General features: G+C 69.6%; 15 protein-coding genes. 11 read left to right on the forward strand and 4 right to left on the reverse strand.

Annotation, left to right across the window (positions count from 1 at the left end; translation table 11 throughout):
• Positions 1-59: 59 nt before the first annotated feature.
• Positions 60-4859: an ATP-dependent helicase gene (locus tag ACQP06_RS05585; protein WP_433670957.1), complete on the reverse strand. Its 4800-nt coding sequence runs from the start codon at positions 4857-4859 to the stop codon at positions 60-62.
• 132 nt (positions 4860-4991) lie between these two features.
• Here ACQP06_RS05585 and ACQP06_RS05590 point away from each other — a divergent pair, with 132 nt between their 5' ends.
• Positions 4992-5534 (forward strand): histidine phosphatase family protein, encoded by a 543-nt coding sequence (locus ACQP06_RS05590; protein ID WP_357098461.1) that lies wholly within the window; start codon positions 4992-4994, stop codon positions 5532-5534.
• On the opposite strand, the gene ACQP06_RS05595 is transcribed toward ACQP06_RS05590, so the two are convergent.
• Positions 5482-6117, reverse strand: coding sequence for a TetR/AcrR family transcriptional regulator (locus ACQP06_RS05595; protein ID WP_433670959.1), 636 nt, complete (start codon positions 6115-6117; stop codon positions 5482-5484). The two genes, ACQP06_RS05590 and ACQP06_RS05595, sit on opposite strands and share 53 nt — an antisense overlap.
• Before the next feature lie 69 nt (positions 6118-6186).
• Here ACQP06_RS05595 and ACQP06_RS05600 point away from each other — a divergent pair, with 69 nt between their 5' ends.
• Entirely contained in the window at positions 6187-7146 is a 960-nt protein-coding gene (locus ACQP06_RS05600) for a patatin-like phospholipase family protein (RefSeq protein ID WP_433670961.1), read from the forward strand.
• The gene (locus ACQP06_RS05605) at positions 7143-7988 is read left to right on the forward strand and encodes an SDR family oxidoreductase (protein ID WP_433670962.1); all 846 of its coding nucleotides are present in this window, start codon (positions 7143-7145) and stop codon (positions 7986-7988) included. Before ACQP06_RS05600 ends, ACQP06_RS05605 begins: the two co-directional genes overlap by 4 nt.
• Here ACQP06_RS05605 and amaB read toward each other — a convergent pair whose 3' ends face one another.
• Positions 7989-9518 (reverse strand): L-piperidine-6-carboxylate dehydrogenase, encoded by a 1530-nt coding sequence (gene amaB / locus ACQP06_RS05610; RefSeq protein ID WP_433670964.1) that lies wholly within the window; start codon positions 9516-9518, stop codon positions 7989-7991.
• Between the two features lie 59 nt (positions 9519-9577).
• Here amaB and ACQP06_RS05615 point away from each other — a divergent pair, with 59 nt between their 5' ends.
• The 6 genes from ACQP06_RS05615 (at position 9578) to ACQP06_RS05640 (ending at position 15809) form a co-directional block, all read left to right on the forward strand.
• On the forward strand, positions 9578-10030 hold the full coding sequence (locus ACQP06_RS05615) for an Lrp/AsnC family transcriptional regulator (RefSeq protein WP_040855781.1): 453 nt from the start codon (positions 9578-9580) through the stop codon (positions 10028-10030).
• Between the two features lie 100 nt (positions 10031-10130).
• Complete coding sequence (gene lat / locus ACQP06_RS05620; RefSeq protein WP_433670965.1) at positions 10131-11471, forward strand: L-lysine 6-transaminase; 1341 nt, start codon at positions 10131-10133, stop codon at positions 11469-11471.
• Positions 11472-11644: 173 nt separating this feature from the next.
• Positions 11645-12835 carry a beta-propeller fold lactonase family protein gene (locus ACQP06_RS05625; protein ID WP_433670967.1) on the forward strand — a complete coding sequence of 397 codons (1191 nt, stop codon included), beginning with the start codon at positions 11645-11647 and terminating at the stop codon, positions 12833-12835.
• Between the two features lie 230 nt (positions 12836-13065).
• Positions 13066-14703 (forward strand): acyl-CoA carboxylase subunit beta, encoded by a 1638-nt coding sequence (locus ACQP06_RS05630; RefSeq protein WP_357098480.1) that lies wholly within the window; start codon positions 13066-13068, stop codon positions 14701-14703.
• 146 nt (positions 14704-14849) lie between these two features.
• The gene (locus ACQP06_RS05635; protein WP_357098496.1) at positions 14850-15161 is read left to right on the forward strand and encodes an acyl-CoA carboxylase subunit epsilon; all 312 of its coding nucleotides are present in this window, start codon (positions 14850-14852) and stop codon (positions 15159-15161) included.
• 6 nt (positions 15162-15167) lie between these two features.
• A complete protein-coding gene (locus tag ACQP06_RS05640) occupies positions 15168-15809 on the forward strand; it encodes a Maf family protein (protein WP_357098483.1) in 642 nt (213 codons plus the stop codon).
• Here the strand turns inward: ACQP06_RS05640 and ACQP06_RS05645 are convergent.
• Positions 15735-16442: a helix-turn-helix transcriptional regulator gene (locus ACQP06_RS05645; protein WP_379277569.1), complete on the reverse strand. Its 708-nt coding sequence runs from the start codon at positions 16440-16442 to the stop codon at positions 15735-15737. The two genes, ACQP06_RS05640 and ACQP06_RS05645, sit on opposite strands and share 75 nt — an antisense overlap.
• Positions 16443-16716: 274 nt before the next feature.
• On the opposite strand from ACQP06_RS05645, the gene ACQP06_RS05650 reads away from it, so the two are divergent.
• Both ACQP06_RS05650 and ACQP06_RS05655 read left to right on the forward strand, forming a co-directional pair.
• Positions 16717-17616, forward strand: coding sequence for a sulfurtransferase (locus ACQP06_RS05650; RefSeq protein ID WP_433673243.1), 900 nt, complete (start codon positions 16717-16719; stop codon positions 17614-17616).
• A gap of 196 nt (positions 17617-17812) precedes the next feature.
• Complete coding sequence (locus ACQP06_RS05655) at positions 17813-19606, forward strand: biotin carboxylase N-terminal domain-containing protein (RefSeq protein ID WP_433670969.1); 1794 nt, start codon at positions 17813-17815, stop codon at positions 19604-19606.
• Positions 19607-19664: the final 58 nt, after the last annotated feature.

A 19664-nucleotide genomic window follows, 5' to 3' on the forward strand; every position in this document is an offset into this window, starting at 1 on the left:
GCCACCCGTCGCTGCCGCCGAGGACGCCGGGCGTCGTGCCGCCGGGCGCATCGTGCGCCTCACGGGCGGCTCCGCAGGCGGAAGCCCTTCGGCGTGGCGGCGAACCCGGCCTCGCTGAGGAATCCCGCGAAGGTGTTGCCGTGCACGGATTCCCCGTTCACCCGGTCGATCACCAGGGAATCGACGCGGCGGTCGTGGACCAGTCCGGCCAGGGCGGTGGCCGCGGCGGTCCGCACGGCCGGGTCCTCGGTGAAGGTCAGCAATGTCTTGCCGCCGCGTTCCAGATACAGCGCCAGCTCGCCCTCCACCAGCACCACCAGTGCGCCCGCCTTCCGGCCCGGCCGATGTCCCGCGCCCTCGGCCGCGGCCTTGGGCCAGGGCAGCGCCGCGCCATACGGATTGGCCGGATCGCAGGAGGCCAGAACCACGGCCTTACCCACCGGTTCGTGCGAGAAGCCGTCGCCCGCCGAGCGACTCCGATCGGTGTCGAACGAACGCAGCCGATCCACCACATCGGTGGTCGAGAACTGCGCGCCGCCCAGCGAATCCACGAAGTAGCCGCGACGGCAGCGCCCCCGGTCCTCGAACTCGGTCAGCACCCGGTACATGAGCGCGAACCCGCCCGGCACCCCTTCGCTCTGCACCGAACCCCGGGTCAGCACGCCGTACCGCTCCAGCAGCACATCCGCGGTGGCATGCGCGCGAACCGTGGTGTCGGCCACCCGCTCCGGCAGCAGCGACCAGCGCCCGGCCACCTGGGGGGAGGACGTGCGCGCGGGCATCCCGCTACGCGGCAGATACATCCTGCCGCGGGGCGCGCGCCGGGGCGTCCGATGCGCGGTGGTGGTGCGCGCGGTCCCCGCCAGCAGCGCGCGCACGGGGGCGAAGGTATCGCCGCCGATGTGACCGGCCCACACGAGATCCCACAGCGCCGCCGTCACCGCGGCCTCCTCGGCGCCGCCCGCCGGATCGGAGCCACCGCCGGAACCGGCGGCGTGGCCGGAAGGGAGCGGGCCGCGGACGCTGTCCAGCAATTGCCGGAAGAAGTACGCGCCCCCGGTGCTGCCCGGGACGACCTGGTACTCACCTTTCGGCAGCGAGACGCCGAGGGGCTCGGCGCTCTCGCCGCCCGAACCAGCGCTGTCGCTGCCGCCATCGGCGTCATCCGGGCTCACCGCATCGGTCCGCCCGGGCGAACCACCGGTCGGGGGCAGGGTGCCGCCGATCACGGTGGCGCCCAGGGCCGTCAGCATGCTGATGTGCCGTTCGGACAGGTCGATGTCGTCGGGCGGAGGCAGGGTGAGACCCGCCTGCTCTGCGGGGTGCAGGGCGATCCAGCCGTCCTTGGCGGTGATGGAGCCGTGGCCGGACCAGATCACCTCGCCCGTGGCCATGAGTTCGTCGAGCATGGCGGGGGAGTAGTCGCGGACCCGGAGCGGGAGGATCAGCGACTCCCACGCCGAGGCGGGAATCGGAACGCCCGCCAGCTGTTCCACCACCGCGGCCACGCCGTCGACGCCCCGGAGTTCGCCGGTGCCGACGTGCTGCCAGGACGGGAGGAAGCGGCCGAGGGCGGAGGTGGCGACCGGCTCCACCTCCTTGCGGGCGGCGGCGAGGGACCGGCGGCGGAGGCGGCGCAGGACTTCGCTGTCACACCATTCGGTGCCCGCGGCACCGGGTGTGAATTCGCCTTCCACCACCCGCTTCTCGAGGGCGAGCCGGTGCAGGGCGGTCGCCGCCACGGCCGGGCCGAGGCCGAAACGGTGGGCGGCCTGGGTCAGCGTGAAGGGGCCGTGGGTGCGGGCGTAGCGGCCGATCAGGTCGCCGAGCGGGTCGGCGACGGGTTCGATGAAGGCCGCGGGGACGCCGATGGGCAGCGGGACACCGAGGGCGTCGCGCAGCCGGGAGGCGTCCTCGATGGCCACCCACCACTGCGATCCGGCGAAGGAAACCTCCAGCGCCCGGCGCGATTTCACGAGTTCGGCGAACCACTCCCGGGGATCGTCCACGCATCGCTCGGTGGCCTCCGCGGCGGTCAACGGCCCGAGCAGCCGCAGCAGGTCGGCGAGTCCCTCCAGGTCCCGGGCATGACGTTCGGGGGTGAGCCGCTGCAACTCCCGCTCGGTCTGTTCCAGGACGGCGGCGTCGAGCAGCTCGCGCAGCTCGACCCGGCCGAGCAGCTCCGCGAGCAGACTGGAGTCCAGGGACAGCGCGGCCGCGCGTCGTTCGGCGAGCGGGCTGTCGCCCTCGTACATGAACTGCCCGATGTAATCGAACAGCAGGGAGTTCGCGAACGGCGACGGGGCGGCGGTCTCCACCTCCACCAACCGGATCTGCCGTCGGGCCACCCGGCCCAGCAGATCCCGCAGCGACGGCAGGTCGTACACGTCCTGCAGGCATTCGCGGACCGTCTCCAGCAGGATCGGGAACTCGGGGAACTTCCGCGCCACGTCCAGCAGCTGGGCGGCCCGCTGCCGCTGCTGCCACAGCGGCGCGCGCTTGCCGGGGTCGCGGCGCGGCAGCAGCAGCGCCCGGGCCGCGCACTCCCGGAAGCGGGACGCGAAAAGCGCGGAGCCGCCGACCTGTTCGGTGACCAGGTCGTCGATCTCGTCGGTCTCGAAGACGAACAGTTCCGCGCCGGGCGGATCGTCGGTGGTGTCCGGGAGCCGGACCACGATCCCGTCGTCGGAGGGCGTGGGCGCGGCGTCGACCCCGAACCGTTCCCGCAGCCGCGCCCCGACCGCCAGCGCCCACGGCGCGTGCACGGGCAACCCGTACGGGGAGTGCAGCACAACGCGCCAGTCGCCGAGTTCGTCGCGGAAGCGTTCCACGACCAGTGTCTTGTCGGTGGGCAGCTGCCCGGTGGCCTCCCGCTGCTCGGCCAGCAGCGCGACCAGGTTGGCCGTCGCGTTCTCGTCCAATCCGCCTTGCAGGGCGACGGTTTCGACCTCGGAGTCCGCCGCGGACTTGCGGGCCCGCGTGGTCTTCTCGACCTCCTGCCCGGCGTGCCGCACGAATTCGCCCAGCGCCGCGCCCAGTTCGGCCGGGCGGCCCAGGGAATCGCCGTGCCAGAACGGCAATCGGCCGGGCAGCCCGAACGCGGGCGTCACCAGCACCCGGTCGAAGGTGATCTCCTCGATCCGCCAGCTGGTCGCGCCCAGGGCGAACACATCGCCCACCCGGGACTCGTACACCATCTCCTCGTCGAGTTCGCCCACGCGGGAGGCCTTCTCGCCCACCATGAACACCGGGAACAGGCCGCGATCGGGAATCGCGCCGCCGGAGGTGACGGCCAGCCGCTGCGCGCCCGGACGGCCGGTGAGCGTCCCGGCGTCGCGGTCCCACACGATGCGGGGCCGCAGTTCGGCGAACTCGTCGGAGGGGTAGCGGCCCGCCAGCAGATCCAGCACCGATTCGTAGGCCGAACGGGGCAGCGCCGCATAGCTTCCGGTGGCGCGGACGGTGTCGAACCAGGCGTCGGCGTCGATGGGTTCCAGCGCGCAGGCCGCGACCGTCTGCTGCGCCAGGATGTCGAGAGGATGCAGCGGGACCTGGAGTTGCTCGATCTGCCCGGCCACCATGCGCTGTGACGCCACCGCGCAGTGGATGACGTCGGTGCGGTGCTTGGGGAAGATGACGCCCCGCGAGATCTCGCCCACCTGGTGCCCGGCCCGGCCGACCCGCTGCAGTCCGGACGCCACCGAGGGCGGCGCCTCGACCTGCACCACCAGATCCACCGCGCCCATGTCGATGCCGAGCTCGAGGCTGCTGGTCGCGACCACGCACCGCAGCCGCCCGCTCTTGAGGTCGTCCTCGATGAGCGCCCGCTGCTCCTTGCTCACCGACCCGTGGTGGGCGCGCGCGAGCAGTGTTGTGGCGCCGTGGATCACCTCGGTGGACGCCCCGAGCTGCGCGGGCGGCGCGTGCTCGGTGTCCACGGATTCCCCGATCCGCGCCGCGTACGCCTCGTTCAACCGGGCGGTGAGCCGTTCGGAGAGCCGCCGCGAATTCGCGAACACGATCGACGACCGATGCTCGAGCACCAGATCCACGATGGCCTCGTCCACGTGCGGCCAGATCGAGCCGGGCTGATCCGAATCCTCTGCTCCCGCATCGGGTTCGGTCATATCCGGCACCGGCACCCGCACCGACAGGTCGAAGGTCTTGGGCGCGGGCGGCGCGACGATGGTGATGGGCGCGCTCCCGACCAGGAACCGGCCCACCTCCTCCGGCGGCCGCACGGTCGCCGACAGTCCGATGCGTTGCGCCGGCTGTTCGAAGCGCGGGGAGGCGGAGCGCAGCTGATCCAGCCGGGCGAGTGAAAGCGCCAGGTGGGCACCGCGTTTGGAGCCCGCGATGGCGTGCACCTCGTCCACGATGACCGTGTGCACCCCGCTCAGCGTCTCCCGCGCCGCCGAGGTGAGCATGAGGAACAGCGATTCCGGCGTGGTGATCAGAATGTCCGGCGGCGTGCGCTGCATGCCCCGCCGATCCGCCGCGCTGGTGTCACCCGACCGCACCCCCACCCGGATCTCGGGCGCGGCCACCCCCAGCCGTTTCGCCGTCTGCGTGATCCCCACCAGCGGGGCGCGCAGATTCCGTTCCACGTCCACCGCCAGCGCTTTCAACGGCGAGATATAGAGGACGGAGGTCTTGCGCGGCCCCGGCTCGGGTGCGCGGGTGGCCAGCCGGTCGATGGCCCACAGGAACGCCGACAACGTCTTGCCCGACCCGGTGGGCGCGATCACCAGCGTGTGCTGCCCCGCCGCGATGGATTCCCAGGCCCCCAGCTGAGCGGCGGTCGGCGCGGGGAAGGCGCCGTCGAACCACGCTCGAGTCGCGGGCGAGAACCGATCCATCGTCCCAGTCTGCACCCGCCCACCGACAGAGCTCGCGAACCACCGGCCGAGCCCGTGACCCGGGGCGCGGGCGCGGAGCGAAGGGCAGGCAATCCCGCCGCGGCCCCCGGCCCCGCGCGTAGGCTTCGGACCGTGCAGAAGGTGCTCCGGCTGGACCTGGTCAGTCACGGTATGACCGAGGCCATGCGCAAGGCACGATTCCCCGTCGACGAACCCCTCACCGAAGCCGGGCGCCGCGCGGTCTCCTCGTGCGGGCGGCTGCACGCCGCGCGCGTCATCACCGCGCCCGAGCGCCGCACCGTCGAGACCGCCACCCTCATGGGCCTGATGGGTGACGAGGACGATCGATTACGCGACCTCGACGCGGGGGCGTGGCGCGGAGGTGAGCTCATGTCCGTCCCCAAGGAGGACCTCTACCTCTGGCTCACCGATCCGAACTTCCGCGGCCACGGCGGCGAGGCGGTCGTGGACGTCATCGAGCGCACGGGGGAGTGGCTCGCCGATATCGCCCTCGACGGTGAGCCGACCATCGCCATCACGCACCCCGCGGTGATCCGCGCCGCGCTGCTGGTCACCCTGGACGCGCCCGCGAATTCGTTCTGGCGCATCGACGTTCCGCCGATCAGCGTGACCCGGCTGCACTATCGCGGCGAATGGACGCTGCACTTCCGTTAGCCAGCACCATGGCCCGCACCGCGTCGGTGATCAGCCGGGCGGGCAGGCTCGGATCGATGGCGCGCTGAATGCCCAGTCCCAGACCGAGACTCAGCACCGCGGTGGCGGCGTCCTCGGGTGACATCGGCAGCGCGAGGCCCGTGGAGTCGGCCAGCGCCTGCAATTGCGCCGCGACCGTGCCGCGCACCAGGCTCAGATTCGACACCAGGGCGGCCTGCAGCGCCGGATCGTCGCGGGCCACGATGGCGAACTCGAATTCCAGCATGGTCCAGCCGACGTCGCCGAGGGTGCGTTCGGCCCAGTCCTGGAAGCGGTCGAGCCGGGTCTCCAGCGTGTCCTCGCCCGCGAGCAGTTCGCTGACCTCGGAGAACTTGGTCTCGTGAATGAGGGCCAGCACCTCGAGGCAGAGCGCCGACTTGGTGCGGAAGTTGGAGTAGACCGCGCCCTTGGAGTACCCGGCCTCCTCGGCCACCCGTTCCAGGCTGGTCTTGGCGTAGCCGTCTGTCAGGAACATGTCGCGCGCGGTGGCGAGCAGGTCCGCGCGGGTGCGGGCCTGGCTCTCGGTCCTGGTCAGTCGTGCCATGGCTGAGATTCTAGGTTCTCGCAGATTTGGGATACCGACGGTATTCGAAAACTGCTAGTGTGCGAAACCATGAGTAATAGGAACGGGTCACAGCGACGTGGCCTGGCCATCGGTTGCGGCGGCACCGTCGGGATGGCCTGGATCGTCGCCGCGCTCGCCGCCGTCCAGGACGTCCTGGACTGGGATCCCCGCACCGCCGACGTCATGATCGGCACCTCCGCGGGCGCGGAAGCGCTCACCATGCTGGGCAGCGGGATCGGCGTCGACGAGCTGGTCGCCATGCAGCGCGGCACCTCGACCAACCCGATCCTCACCGCCCACATGCGTTCGGAGCCCGGACGATTCCCGCCGCTGCCGCGCCCGCGCCTGGGCGCACCCGGCCGCGCGGTCCGAGAACTGCTGGCCCGCCCCGGAAACGGGCACGCCCTGCTCACCGCGGGCAGCGGGTTGCTGCCGCTGGGGGGCGGCAACCCGGCCTGGCTGCAGTCCCTGGCCGAACGCCTCAACCCCGGCCGCGACTGGGTGCGGCACCCGGCGACCTGGCTGGTGGCCATGGACAATGCCAGCGGTGAACGCGTCGCGTTCGGATCGCCGTCCGCGCCGGACGCGAATCTCGGTGCGGCCCTGCGGGCTTCGTGGGCGGTGCCCGGCTGGTTCCCGGCGGTCCCGATCGCGGGCCGGCACTTCATCGACGGCGGCGCGGCCTCCACCGCCTCGGCCGACCTGCTCATCCCGGCCGGGCTCGACGAGGTCGTGGTGATCACGCCCATGGCCTCCACCGGCCGTCTGCCCGTCACCAGCACGGGCCACTTCGTCGAACGGCAGCTGCGAAACCGCATGAGCGAGAAGCTCGATGCCGAGATCGCCCTGCTGCGCGCGAGCGGGGTCAAGGTGCTGCGCCTCGACGCCACCGCCGAGGACCTCGCGGTCATGGGCCCGAACTTCATGGACGGCCGCCGCCGTCTCCCCACCTTCGAACACAGTCTCGGCAGCCTCCGCAGCCGGGTCGAACAGGGAGTTTTCGCGTGAGCATCCTCGGAAACGGTTACCCGGCCATCGATCTCGCCGGTGCGCGCGTCCTGATCACCGGCGCGGGCCGCGGCATCGGCCAGTGCACGGCCGAACTGTTCGCGAGCAAGGGCGCGCAGGTCGCCATCGCCGACGTGGACACCGCCGCCGCCCAGGCCGCCGCGGCCGCACTCGACGCGCGGGCGTTCGAGCTGGACGTGCGGGACCGGGCGCAGTGGGACAAGGTCGTCGCCGACTTCGGCCGCGTCGACATCCTGGTCAACAATGCGGGCGTCATGCCCGCGGGCGCCTTCCTCGACGAATCGGACACGGTGGGTCACACCACCATGGACGTCAATGTCTGGGGACTGATCCACGGTATGCGCGCGGTCGTCCCCGGCATGATCGAGCGCGGCCACGGGCACGTGGTGAACGTGGCCTCGCTGGCCGGGAAGATCCCGATCGCGGGCCTGGCCGTCTACAACGCCAGCAAGTTCGCCGCCGTCGGCCTGTCCGCCGCGACGCGGCTGGAGTTCGCGCCGCACGGTGTCAGCGTCAGCTGCGTCATGCCGTCGGCGGTGCGCACCCGGCTGTCCTCGGGCCTGGCCCTGGGCGGCGGCATGCCCACCGTGGATCCCGAGGACGTGGCCGCGGCGGTGGTCGGCACCGTGCGCAGCCGGCGCGCCGAGGTCGCCGTCCCGAACTACCTGGGCCCCATCGACGTCGCCCTGGCCGCCGCGCCCGAGCCCGCGGTCCGGCTGGTCCGCCGGCTGTTCAACGGCGACCGCGCCCTGCACCCCGCCGACCAGCAGGTGCGGGCGCGGTACGAGGAGCAGGTGCGCGCGATCGGCTCCGAGGACTAGCTACTCGAACCGGATGCCCTGCGCCAGTGGCAGTTCGGTGGAGTAGTTGACGGTGTTGGTGGCCCGGCGCATGTACGCCTTCCACGAGTCCGACCCGGACTCGCGGCCACCGCCCGTCTGCTTCTCGCCGCCGAACGCGCCGCCGATCTCGGCCCCCGAGGTGCCGATATTGACATTGGCGATGCCGCAGTCCGACCCGTCGGCGGCCAGGAACCGCTCGGCCTCCCGCTGATCCCGGGTGAAGATGGACGACGAGAGGCCTTGGGGCACCGCGTTGTGCAGCTCGATGGCCGCGTCCAGATCGTGGTAGGTCATCGCGTAGAGGATCGGCGCGAAGGTCTCCTCCCGCACCACCGCGGTCTGCGCGGGCATGCGCACCAGGGCCGGGCGGACGTAGAAGGCGTTCTCGTCCGGCCCCTCGAAACGCTCACCACCGCACAGCAGTTCGCCACCGTCGACCAGTGCCCGAGCCACCGCCGCGCACATGCCGTCGTAGGCCCGCTCGTTGATGAGCGGCCCGACGAGAACGCCCTCCTCGAGCGGATTACCCACGCGCAGTTGCCGATACGCCGCCGAGATCCGATTCAGCAGCGGCTCGGCCACTTCGGCGTGCACGATCAATCGGCGCAGGGTGGTGCAGCGCTGACCGGCGGTGCCCGCGGCCGCGAACACGATGCCCCGGGTGGCCAGCTCCAGATCCGCCGAGGGCGCGACGATGGCGGCATTGTTGCCGCCCAGCTCCAGCAGGCAGCGCCCGAACCGGGCCGCCACCCGCGGCGCGACCAGCCGCCCCATCCGCACCGATCCGGTCGCGCTCACCAGCGCCACCCGCGGATCGTCCACCAGCTGCTCGCCGACCGCCGCCGGGCCCTGGATCAACTGGTGCACTTCGGGATCCGCACCCACGTCGACCGCCGCCCGGCGCAGCAGCGCGTGACAGGCCAGCGCGGTCAGCGGCGTCGTCTCCGACGGCTTCCACACCACCGTGTCCCCGCACACCAGCGCGATGGCGGTGTTCCACGCCCACACCGCGACCGGGAAGTTGAACGCCGAGATCACCCCGACCACCCCGAGCGGATGCCAGGTCTCCATCAGCCGGTGGCCCGGCCGCTCCGAGGGCATGGTCCGCCCGTACAGCTGCCGCGACAGCCCGATGGCGAACTCACAGACATCGATCATCTCCTGGACCTCGCCGCGGGCCTCCGCGCCGATCTTGCCCGCCTCCAGGGTGACCAGTTCGCCCAGGTCGTCCCGGTGGTCGGTGAGCAGCGCCGCCAGCCGCCGCACCACCGCCGCGCGCTGCGGCGCCGGGACCGTCCGCCAGTCCCGGAAGGCCGCGTGCGCCCGGCCGATGGCGGCGTCCACGGCGGCGGAGTCGCTCGCGCGCAGGGTGATCAGCTCACCGCCGGTGATCGGGGTGCGGGCCGAGAGTTCGCCCGGCGCGGGCGTGTCGACGCCCAGCCGACGCAGCAGCGTCTCCGTCCGCTCGCGGAGCTCACGGGTCGCGGTCTCGGTCAGTGCGTGAGTCATTACATGCTCCAGGTTGGGTTCCGGCAACCGAGTTCGTTTCGCTGCGTTAGCCTTCGCTGATGGCGGATACACCGGCGAAACTTGTACTCGACGACATCGATCGACTGCTGATCCGTGAGCTGATTGCCGATGGTCGCGCCACCCTGTCCAATCTGGCGGAGAAGGCCAACCTTTCGGTGTCCGCGGTGCAGTCGCGGGTGCGGCGGCTCGAGGCGCGGGGCGTGATTCGCGGCTACACGGCGAACGTCGATCCCGAGGCGCTGGGCCAGATGCTGTCGGCTTTCGTCGCGATCACTCCTCTCGACCCGTCGCAACCCGATGACGCTCCCGCACTGCTGCAGCACATTCCGGGCATCGAGGCGTGTCATTCGGTGGCCGGAGACGAGAGCTACATGCTCATGGTGCGGGTGGCCTCGCCCAGACACCTGGAGCAGCTGCTGCAGGAGATCCGCGCTACGGCCAATGTCAGGACGCGAAGCACCATCATTCTGCAAACATTCTATGACAAGTAGCCCCGGTCAGGCCGAAGACATTCGGATGACGACACGGTTACGGACGTAATTGTTCCGGAACTTACGGGCATTGCCGTAAATATTCATTTACGCTGAGGGCGTGACCCTCGGACTCGATCGGCTCGGGGCGGCCGCCGAAACCACCCTTGTCACCCCCGCCCGGGTGCATGAGATCCTGTCGGCGAGCATTCTCGCCGACGGCTTCGACCTCGTACTGGACCTCCGCAAGTCCCGTGGACTCCGACTGGTCGACGCCCGCGACGGCACCTCCTACCTGGACATGTTCGGCTTCTTCGCGTCCAACACGCTGGGCATGAACCATCCGGCCCTGCTCGGCGACAAACCCTTCCTGGCCGGCCTCACCACCGCCGCGCTCAACAAGCCGAGCAACTCCGACATCTACACCGTCGAAATGGCGCGCTTCGTAGACACTTTCGTGCGCGTGCTCGGCGATCCGCGACTGCCGCACCTGTTCTTCATCGACGGCGGCGCGCTCGCCGTCGAGAACGCCCTCAAGGCCGCCTTCGACTGGAAGTCCCGGCACAACGAAAGCCACGGCCGCCCAGCCGAACTCGGCACCCGGGTGCTGCACCTGACCGGGGCCTTCCACGGGCGCAGCGGCTACACGCTCTCACTCACCAACACCGATCCGGTGAAGACCGCGCGCTTCCCGAAGTTCGACTGGCCGCGCGTCGACACCCCGTACGTGGGCCCCGACCATCCCGACATCGAGGCCGCGGAACGGCACGCCCTCGACCAGGCCCGCCGCGCCTTCGGCGAAAACCCGCACGACATAGCGTGTTTCATCGCCGAGCCGATCCAGGGTGAGGGCGGCGACCGGCACCTGCGGCCGGAGTTCCTGCGCGCGGTCCAGGCGCTGTGCCACGAACACGACGCCCTGTTCATCCTCGACGAGGTGCAGACCGGCGTCGGCATGACCGGCACCACCTGGGCCTACCAACAGTTCGGATTGGAACCCGACGTGGTGGCCTTCGGTAAGAAGACCCAGGTCTGCGGCATCATGGCGGGCGGCCGCGTGGACGAGGTGCCCGACAACGTCTTCCGGGTCAGCTCGCGCCTCAACTCCACCTGGGGCGGCAATCTGGCCGACATGGTCCGGGCCCGGCGGATCCTCGAGGTGATCGAGCACGAGAGCCTGGTCGACCGCGCTCGGCAACTCGGCCCCCGGCTGCTGGCCCGGCTCACCGAATTGTCCACCGTTCATGCGGAAGTCACCGATCCGCGCGGCCGCGGCCTGATGTGCGCCATCACCCTGGAATCCGCGCAGCGGCGCAACGACGTGGTGAACCGGCTGCGGGAGGAAGAGCACGTGCTGATCCTCGGCACCGGGGAACGCGGCATTCGTTTCCGCCCGCCGCTGACGGTAACCGAGGCGGAACTCGACGAGGCGGTAGCCGCCCTCGGTCGCGTATTGGGTTGAGCCGCAAGCCGGACGCGCGGTCCGGCTTGCCTCCATTTGCTCGATGATCGCTTTTGCCGGAACCGCGTGGCGGGACACGACACTCCGTTATCTCGCCGCGAACGTCCGTGTCGCCGCCTACTATTCGACGACATGTCAGCTCACCGCAATGCGCGTATGGCACGGTGCGGCCTGTGATCGCGCGCCGTGCACGTCTGGGTCTGATTCTCGCGGTGGCGATGCTGGCCGGTTGCTCGAATGGTGACCCCGGGCCCGCATCGCCCACCGCCGCACCGTCGTCCACCCCGCCGGGCGCGGTCCCCGTCGCCGCGGAAGCCCCGCGATTACTGCCCGGCATGCCGCCGCCGCTCTCACCCACCGACGTCTACGCCGCCACCCGGGAACTGAGCCCCGCCGTCGCCGGACAGCCCACGCGGGTCTACGTCCCCAACAGCGAGTCGCACACCATCACCGTCATCGACCCCGCCACCTTCGAGGTCATCGACAGCTACCCCTCCGGCGGCAGCGAACCCCAGCACGTCGTGCCCGCCTACGACCTGCAGACGCTCTACGCCAACAACGACCTGCCGATCGGCGGCGGCAGCCTGCTGCCCATCGACCCGCGCACCGGCAAGCCCGGCGACCCCATCCCGGTCCGTGACCCGTACAACATGTACTTCACTCCGGACGGCAAATACGCCCTGGTCGTCGCCGAAGCCGACCGCTCCCTGGACTTCTACGACCCGCGCAGCTGGCAGAAACTCCACGACATCGCGGTGCCCGAATGCCAGGGCGTCAATCACATGGACTTCACCGCCGACGGCCGTACCGCCCTGGTCAGCTGCGAATTCGGTGGGCGCATGGCCGTGGTCGACATCGCGGGCCTGAGCCTGCTGCGCATGATCGACCTGCCCGGCGGGTCGTCCGGCATGCCGCAGGACGTCAAGCTCTCGCCCGACGGCCGCACCTTCTTCGTGGCCGACATGATGGCGGGCGGCATCTACGTCTTCGACGCCCAGACCTTCGACAACACCGGTTTCGTCGAGACCGGCCGCGGCACCCACGGTCTCTACATCACCCGCGACTCGAAGCGGATGCTCATCACCAACCGCGGCGAGGGCAGCATCTCGGTCTGGGACTTCGCCACCGGACGGCTGGCCGACACCTGGCGCATCCCCGGCGGCGGCAGCCCCGATATGGGCAACCTGTCCGCGGACGGGCGGGTGTTCTGGGTCTCGGGTCGCAACCACGGCGAGGTGTACGCCATCGACATCGTCGACTGGAAGCTGCTGGCCCGGATTCCGGTCGGCCGCGGAGCGCACGGGCTCACCATCTGGCCGCAGCCGGGCCGGTACTCGACGGGCCACACGGGCGTAATGCGTTGAGCCGTCGCCGGTTCCGGCGACGCGCGGTGAACCGAAGTGTGGACCCCGCCAAAAGCTTGCCGGGATGACTGGCGAGATCCACTATTGAACATTGTTCGAGTTTGCCCGGTGGAGGAGCCGGATATCGTGCTCTACCTGCGGGTTTTAACTGGCGGGTAGTCAATAACCGTACTCGCGAGTAGCCCCGACTGGATTACGAAGCGGGTCTGGTACTGGTTACACTCCGGGGCATGACGAGTGTCCAGCATCAGCCTTCGCCGGGTTCGGCGGGTGCCCCCGATATCCACACCACCGCCGGCAAGCTGGCTGACCTGCGCAATCGGCTGGAAGAGGCCAAGCACCCGATGGGTGAGGCGGCGGTCGACAAGGTCCACGCCAAGGGCAAGATGACCGCGCGTGAGCGCATCCTCGCCCTGCTCGACGAGGGCTCCTTCGTCGAACTCGACGCGCTGGCCCGGCACCGCAGCGTGAACTTCGGCCTGGAGAACCAGCGTCCGCTGGGCGACGGCGTGGTGACCGGCTACGGCACCATCGACGGCCGCGACGTCTGCATCTTCTCCCAGGACGTCACCGTCTTCGGTGGCTCCCTCGGCGAGGTCTACGGCGAGAAGATCGTCAAGGTGATGGACCTGGCCCTGCGGACCGGTCGTCCGCTCGTCGGCATCAACGAGGGCGCCGGCGCGCGCATCCAGGAGGGCGTCGTCTCCCTGGGCCTCTACGGTGAGATCTTCCACCGCAACATCCAGGCCTCGGGTGTCATCCCGCAGATCTCGCTGATCATGGGCCCGGCCGCGGGTGGCCACGTCTACTCGCCCGCCCTGACCGACTTCGTCGTCATGGTCGACCAGACCTCGCAGATGTTCGTCACCGGCCCCGACGTGATCAAGACCGTCACCGGCGAGGAAGTCACCATGGAGGAGCTGGGCGGCGCCCACACCCACATGGTCAAGTCCGGCGTCGCGCACTACGTCGCCTCCGGCGAGCAGGACGCCCTCGACTACGTGCGCGACCTGCTCGGCTACCTGCCCAGCAACAACCGCGCCGAGGCCCCCCGCTTCCCGGCCACCGCCAACGCGGGCGCCATCGAGGAGAACCTCACCGAGGCCGACCTCGAGCTGGACACCATCGTCCCGGACTCCCCGAACCAGCCGTACGACATGCACGAGGTCATCAAGCGCCTGGTGGACGACGAGGAGTTCCTCGAGGTCCAGGCCGAGCGCGCGATGAACGTCATCGTCGGCTTCGCCCGCATCGACGGCCGCAGCGTCGGCTTCGTGGCCAACCAGCCCTCGCAGTTCGCGGGCTGCCTGGACATCGACGCCTCGGAGAAGGCCGCGCGCTTCGTGCGCACCTGCGACGCCTTCAACATCCCGATCATCACCCTGGTCGACGTGCCGGGCTTCCTGCCGGGCACCGGCCAGGAGTACAACGGCATCATCCGCCGCGGCGCCAAGCTGCTCTACGCCTACGGCGAGGCCACTGTGGGCAAGATCACAATCATCACCCGCAAGGCCTACGGCGGCGCCTACGACGTCATGGGTTCCAAGCACATGGGCGCCGATGTGAACCTGGCGTGGCCGACCGCTCAGATCGCGGTCATGGGTGCGTCCGGAGCGGTCGGTTTCGTGTACCGCAAGCAGCTGCAGACCGCGGCCGCCGAGGGGAACGACGTCGACGCTCTGCGCCTCGAGCTGCAGAACGAGTACGAGGACACCCTCGTGAACCCGTACGTGGCGGCCGAGCGCGGCTACGTCGACGCGGTCATCCCGCCGTCGCACACCCGCGGCCAGATCGTGTCGGCGCTGCGTCTGCTGGAACGCAAGATGGTGTCGCTGCCGCCGAAGAAGCACGGCAACATTCCGCTCTGAAAATGCGATATGCGCGGTGTGAGGCGCACACTGTCGAATAGGACAGTGGGACTCGTACCGCGCACGATCGCCTCATCCGGGCAAAGATGAAGGAACGCCGCACCACCCCCGCGGCGAAGGACAGGAGGACTGGCGCTGTGACGACCATGGCCGATGAAGAGGTATTGCGCGCCGCCGAACTGGATCTGGCTGTCGAGGATCTGGCGGACGCCATCGACACCGCCGTCGCGGAGATCGAACCGGCGAGCACCGGTCCGGTCATCCAGGTCCTGAAGGGCAACCCGACCGACCTCGAGCTCGCCGCCCTGGTGAGCGTGTTCGCCGCCGCGTCGGCGACCGCCGCCGCCCCGGCCGACCGTGGCCCGGCGGACATGTGGGGTCGCCCGACCCTGCTGCACCGCGGCAGTTCGCCGTTCTCCCCCTACGCCTTTCCGGCCCTCTCGCACCTGCGCGACTGACGGCTTGTGACCGTCTTCGTACTGGCGTCACAATCTCCGGCTCGGCTCGGCGTCCTGCGCAACGCGGGCGTCGAGCCGGTCGTCCGGGTGTCCCACGTGGACGAGGACGCCGTGGCCGAGGCTCTTCCCCCGGACACCCCGCCCGATCGAGTGGTGATCGAGCTGGCCCGCGCCAAGGCGCTGGAGGTGGCCGGGCAACTGGCGGGTGATCCCGCCTTCACCGATTCCGTTGTCGTGGGCTGCGATTCGATGCTGCTCGTCGACGGCGTTCTGCAGGGCAAACCCCTGACTCCCGAGGTCGCCCGCGCGCGCTGGGCCGAGATGGCCGGACGCAGCGCTGATCTGCTGACCGGTCACTGTGTGCTGCGGCTGAATGCCGGAGAGATCGTCGGCGAGGCCGCCGACTGTAGTTCCACCACGGTGCATTTCGCCAAACCCGAGCCGGAGGAACTCGACGCGTACATCGCGACGGGGGAGCCGCTGCAGGTGGCCGGATCCTTCACGCTGGACGGCATGGGCGGCTGGTTCGTGGACAAGATCGACGGCGACCCGTCGAGCGTCATCGGTATCGGACTACCACTGGTTCGTCGACTGCTTGCCGAGGTGGGTGTCGGCATTGCGCGGCTGTGGATCGGTGGCCGCGCGTAGTTGCGGCGCGATCCGGCCGGCCGAGGGCGCCAATCTGGGCTCGCCGGTGGCTGATCCGGGCTCGCCGGTCTCGGCCTGACCCTCGCGCGCGTCCTCGCCGGGGCGGCCCTGGAGCAATTCCAGTCGCGCCACGCACAATTCGGGCTCCACGAACGGGTGCAGGCGCACGTTCACGTTCTCCCGGCCGCCGTTGCGGTCCAGGGCTTCACGCATCAGGCCCAGGTGTACGCCGCACACCACCTCGGAGTGGGTGCGGGCGAGTTCGCGCAGTGGGCACGCCGTCATGCGGATCATGGCGGATTCTTCGGTCTCGCCGGCCTGGTCGCGTTCGGGCGCAAAGCCGAGTTCCGACATCAGGGTGACGGTGAGGTCCTTGGCGTCCTCGAGCGTTTCGATGGGCTGGTCGGCGGCTTCGAGTTTCGAGCCCCACGCCCGGCCGGCGCTGATCGCGGCTTCCGAGCGGCGGCGCGGGTCGCTGCCGAGCTGATCGGCCAGCACTTGCGCCAATTCCTGATAACCCACCGATCGCTGTACAGCGGTATAGCCGATGCGCGGGCGGCCGCGGCCGCGCGGCGGCTGCTGGAATTGGCGGACCAGCGATTCCCGGGTCAGCACATCCAAATGGAAACGCACCGTTGTCACATGCTGTCCGGTGACGCGCGCGAGTTCCTGGGCATCGAGAGGCTCGCTGGCGCCACGTAGGATCGCAAGCAGTCGCCGTCGCGGCCAAGAATCGGACATAGCTCACCCCTCCTCTCCGAGAGACTTTATCGGATGAAGCTGCGCTTAATTCGCCCAATCATCCGATTCGTGATCTGAAACGAGTTTCGTAACCGCCACATGCCTACGATCGGTGCAGAGAATCGAACAGCCAATACCTAACCCACCACGCGTGAAGGACCACAACGTGCCTGTCGCTCCGGATCCGCATCACTCATTCGGCTCCTACGCACATCCTCACCGACTAGTAACCACAGAGTGGCTGTCGGCAAACATCGGCACGCCGGGACTCAAGATCATCGAGTCCAACGAAGACATATTGCTATACGACATCGGCCATGTCCCGGGTGCCATCAAGATCGACTGGCGGACCGAGCTGATCGATCCGCGTACCCGCGATGTCGTCGACGGCGCGACCTTCGCCAACCTTATGCGGGCCAAGGGCATCGAACGCGGCGACACCGTGGTCATCTACGGCGATAAATCCAATGGCACCGCGGCCGCCACCCTGTGGGTGTTCTCCCTCTTCGGACACGAGGACGTGCGCCTGCTGGACGGTGGCCGCGACGCCTGGATCTCCGAGGCCCGCGACACCACCTTCGAGGTGCCCGCGGCCGGGCTGGGCGAGTACCCGGTGGCCGATCGCGACGACAAGTCCGCGCGCGCCTTCCGGCAGGACGTGGTGGCGCATCTGGGCGGGCCGCTCATCGACTCGCGCGCGTTCGAGGAGTACACCGGCGATCTGGTGGTGCTGGACCGTCCCGAGGAGCAGGCGCTGCGGGCGGGTCACATTCCGACCGCGGTCAACATCCCCTGGACCTCGTCGGTGGGCGCGGACGCCCGTTTCCGGCCCCGGGTCGAGCTGGACGTCATCTACGGCGGGGTGATCGAGGGTGTCGCGCCGCTGGTCTACTCGCGGGTGGGGGAGCGGTCGGCGCTGACCTGGTACGTCCTGACCTACCTGCTGGGCGTGGACGGGGTGCGCAATTACGACGGCTCCTGGACCGAGTGGGCCAATGCCGTGGGGGCGCCCATCGTGATCGGTGAAGAACCCGGCGTGACGCCCTCGGTCGTGGCAAGCTCGTAACGCCCGAACCCCCTTCGGGGGATTACCGGTGGAGGCTTCAGCGGAGTCTGGTAGAACAGGTTCTAAAAATTAGGCCTCGAGAGTCGCATGCCCACTCTCTGGGCCTACTCATTGGTAGCCCTAGCCGGGTTCGGTCATTGTTGGCACGATGCCTACACTGCCGACAGACGAAAGTATCCAGAGCACAGGAGGCTCAGTGCCCAACCATGCCAACGCGCAGATCACAAAGGTCCTCGTAGCCAACCGAGGCGAGATCGCCGTGCGCGTGATCCGGGCCGCCAAGGACGCCGGTATCGCCAGTGTGGCCGTGTACGCCGAACCGGACGCCGACGCGCCGTTCGTGAAGCTCGCCGATGAGGCGTTCGCGCTCGGTGGTCAGACCTCGGCCGAGTCGTACCTGGTGTTCGACAAGATCCTCGACGCCGCTTCGAAGGCCGGCGCGGACGCGATCCACCCGGGTTACGGCTTCCTGTCGGAGAACGCCGATTTCGCGCAGGCTGTGATCGACGCGGGTCTGATCTGGATCGGTCCGTCGCCGCAGTCGATCCGGGATCTGGGTGACAAGGTCACCGCCCGCCACATCGCCGAGCGCGCGCAGGCGCCGATGGCCGCGGGTACCAAGGACCCGGTGAAGAACGCCGATGAGGTGGTGGCGTTCGCCAAGGAGTTCGGTGTGCCGGTGGCCATCAAGGCCGCGTTCGGTGGTGGTGGTCGTGGCATGAAGGTCGCGCACACCATCGAGGAGATCCCGGAGCTGTTCGAGTCCGCGACTCGTGAGGCGATCGCGGCGTTCGGTCGTGGTGAGTGCTTCGTGGAGCAGTACCTGGACAAGGCCCGCCATGTCGAGGCCCAGGTCATCGCCGACCAGCACGGCAACGTGGTCGTCGCCGGTACCCGTGACTGCTCGCTGCAGCGCCGCTTCCAGAAGCTCGTCGAAGAGGCCCCGGCCCCGTTCCTGTCGGACGAGGTGCGCGGCAAGATCCACGAGTCCGCCAAGCGGATCTGCAAGGAAGCCGGTTACTACGGCGCCGGCACCGTGGAGTACCTGGTGCAGGGCGAGACCGTGTCCTTCCTCGAGGTGAACACCCGCCTGCAGGTCGAGCACCCGGTCACCGAGGAGACCGCCGGAATCGACCTGGTGCGCCAGCAGTTCCGCATCGCCGAGGGCCACGAGCTGTCCGTCACCGAGGACCCCACCCCGCGCGGCCACTCGTTCGAGTTCCGCATCAACGGTGAGGACGCCGGTCGCGGCTTCCTCCCGGCGCCCGGTCCGGTCGTCGTCTACCGCGAGCCCGCGGGCCCCGGTGTGCGCGTCGACTCCGGTGTGGTCGAGGGTTCGGTCATCGGCGGTCAGTTCGACTCCATGCTGGCCAAGCTGATCGTGACCGGTGAGAACCGTGACCAGGCGCTGCAGCGTGCCGCTCGCGCGCTGGCCGAGTTCCAGATCGAGGGTCTCGCGACCGTCCTCCCGTTCCACCGCCACATCGTCGAGAACCCCGCGTTCATCGGCGACGGCGAGAAGTTCGAGGTCTACACCAAGTGGATCGAGAACGAGTGGGACAACCCGATCGAGCCCTACACGGGTGCTGTCGCCATCGAAGAGGACGAAGAGGCGCCGCGCCAGAAGGTTGTCGTCGAGGTCGGTGGCCGTCGCCTCGAGGTGTCGCTGCCGGGTCAGTTCTCGGTCGGCGCCGCCGCGTCCGCGAACGGCGCGGGCGTCGTCCGCAAGAAGCCCAAGGCGCGCAAGCGCGGTGGCGCGGGCGCGGGTGCCGCCTCCGGTGACGCCGTGACCGCTCCGATGCAGGGCACCGTCGTCAAGGTGGCCGTCGAAGAGGGTCAGTCCGTCGAGGCGGGCGACCTTGTCGTGGTGCTCGAGGCCATGAAGATGGAGAACCCGGTCACCGCCCACAAGGCCGGTGTCATCACGGGTCTCGCGGTGGAGGCCGGCGCGGCCATCACCCAGGGCACCGTCCTGGCCGAGATCAAGTAACGCAAGACAATTCGCCAGTGGCCGCTCACCTGCAGGTGAGCGGCCACTCGCGCTAATG

It is taken from the genome of Nocardia sp. CA-136227 (genome assembly GCF_050955695.1).
In the GTDB taxonomy this organism is placed as follows: Bacteria; Actinomycetota; Actinomycetes; order Mycobacteriales; family Mycobacteriaceae; genus Nocardia.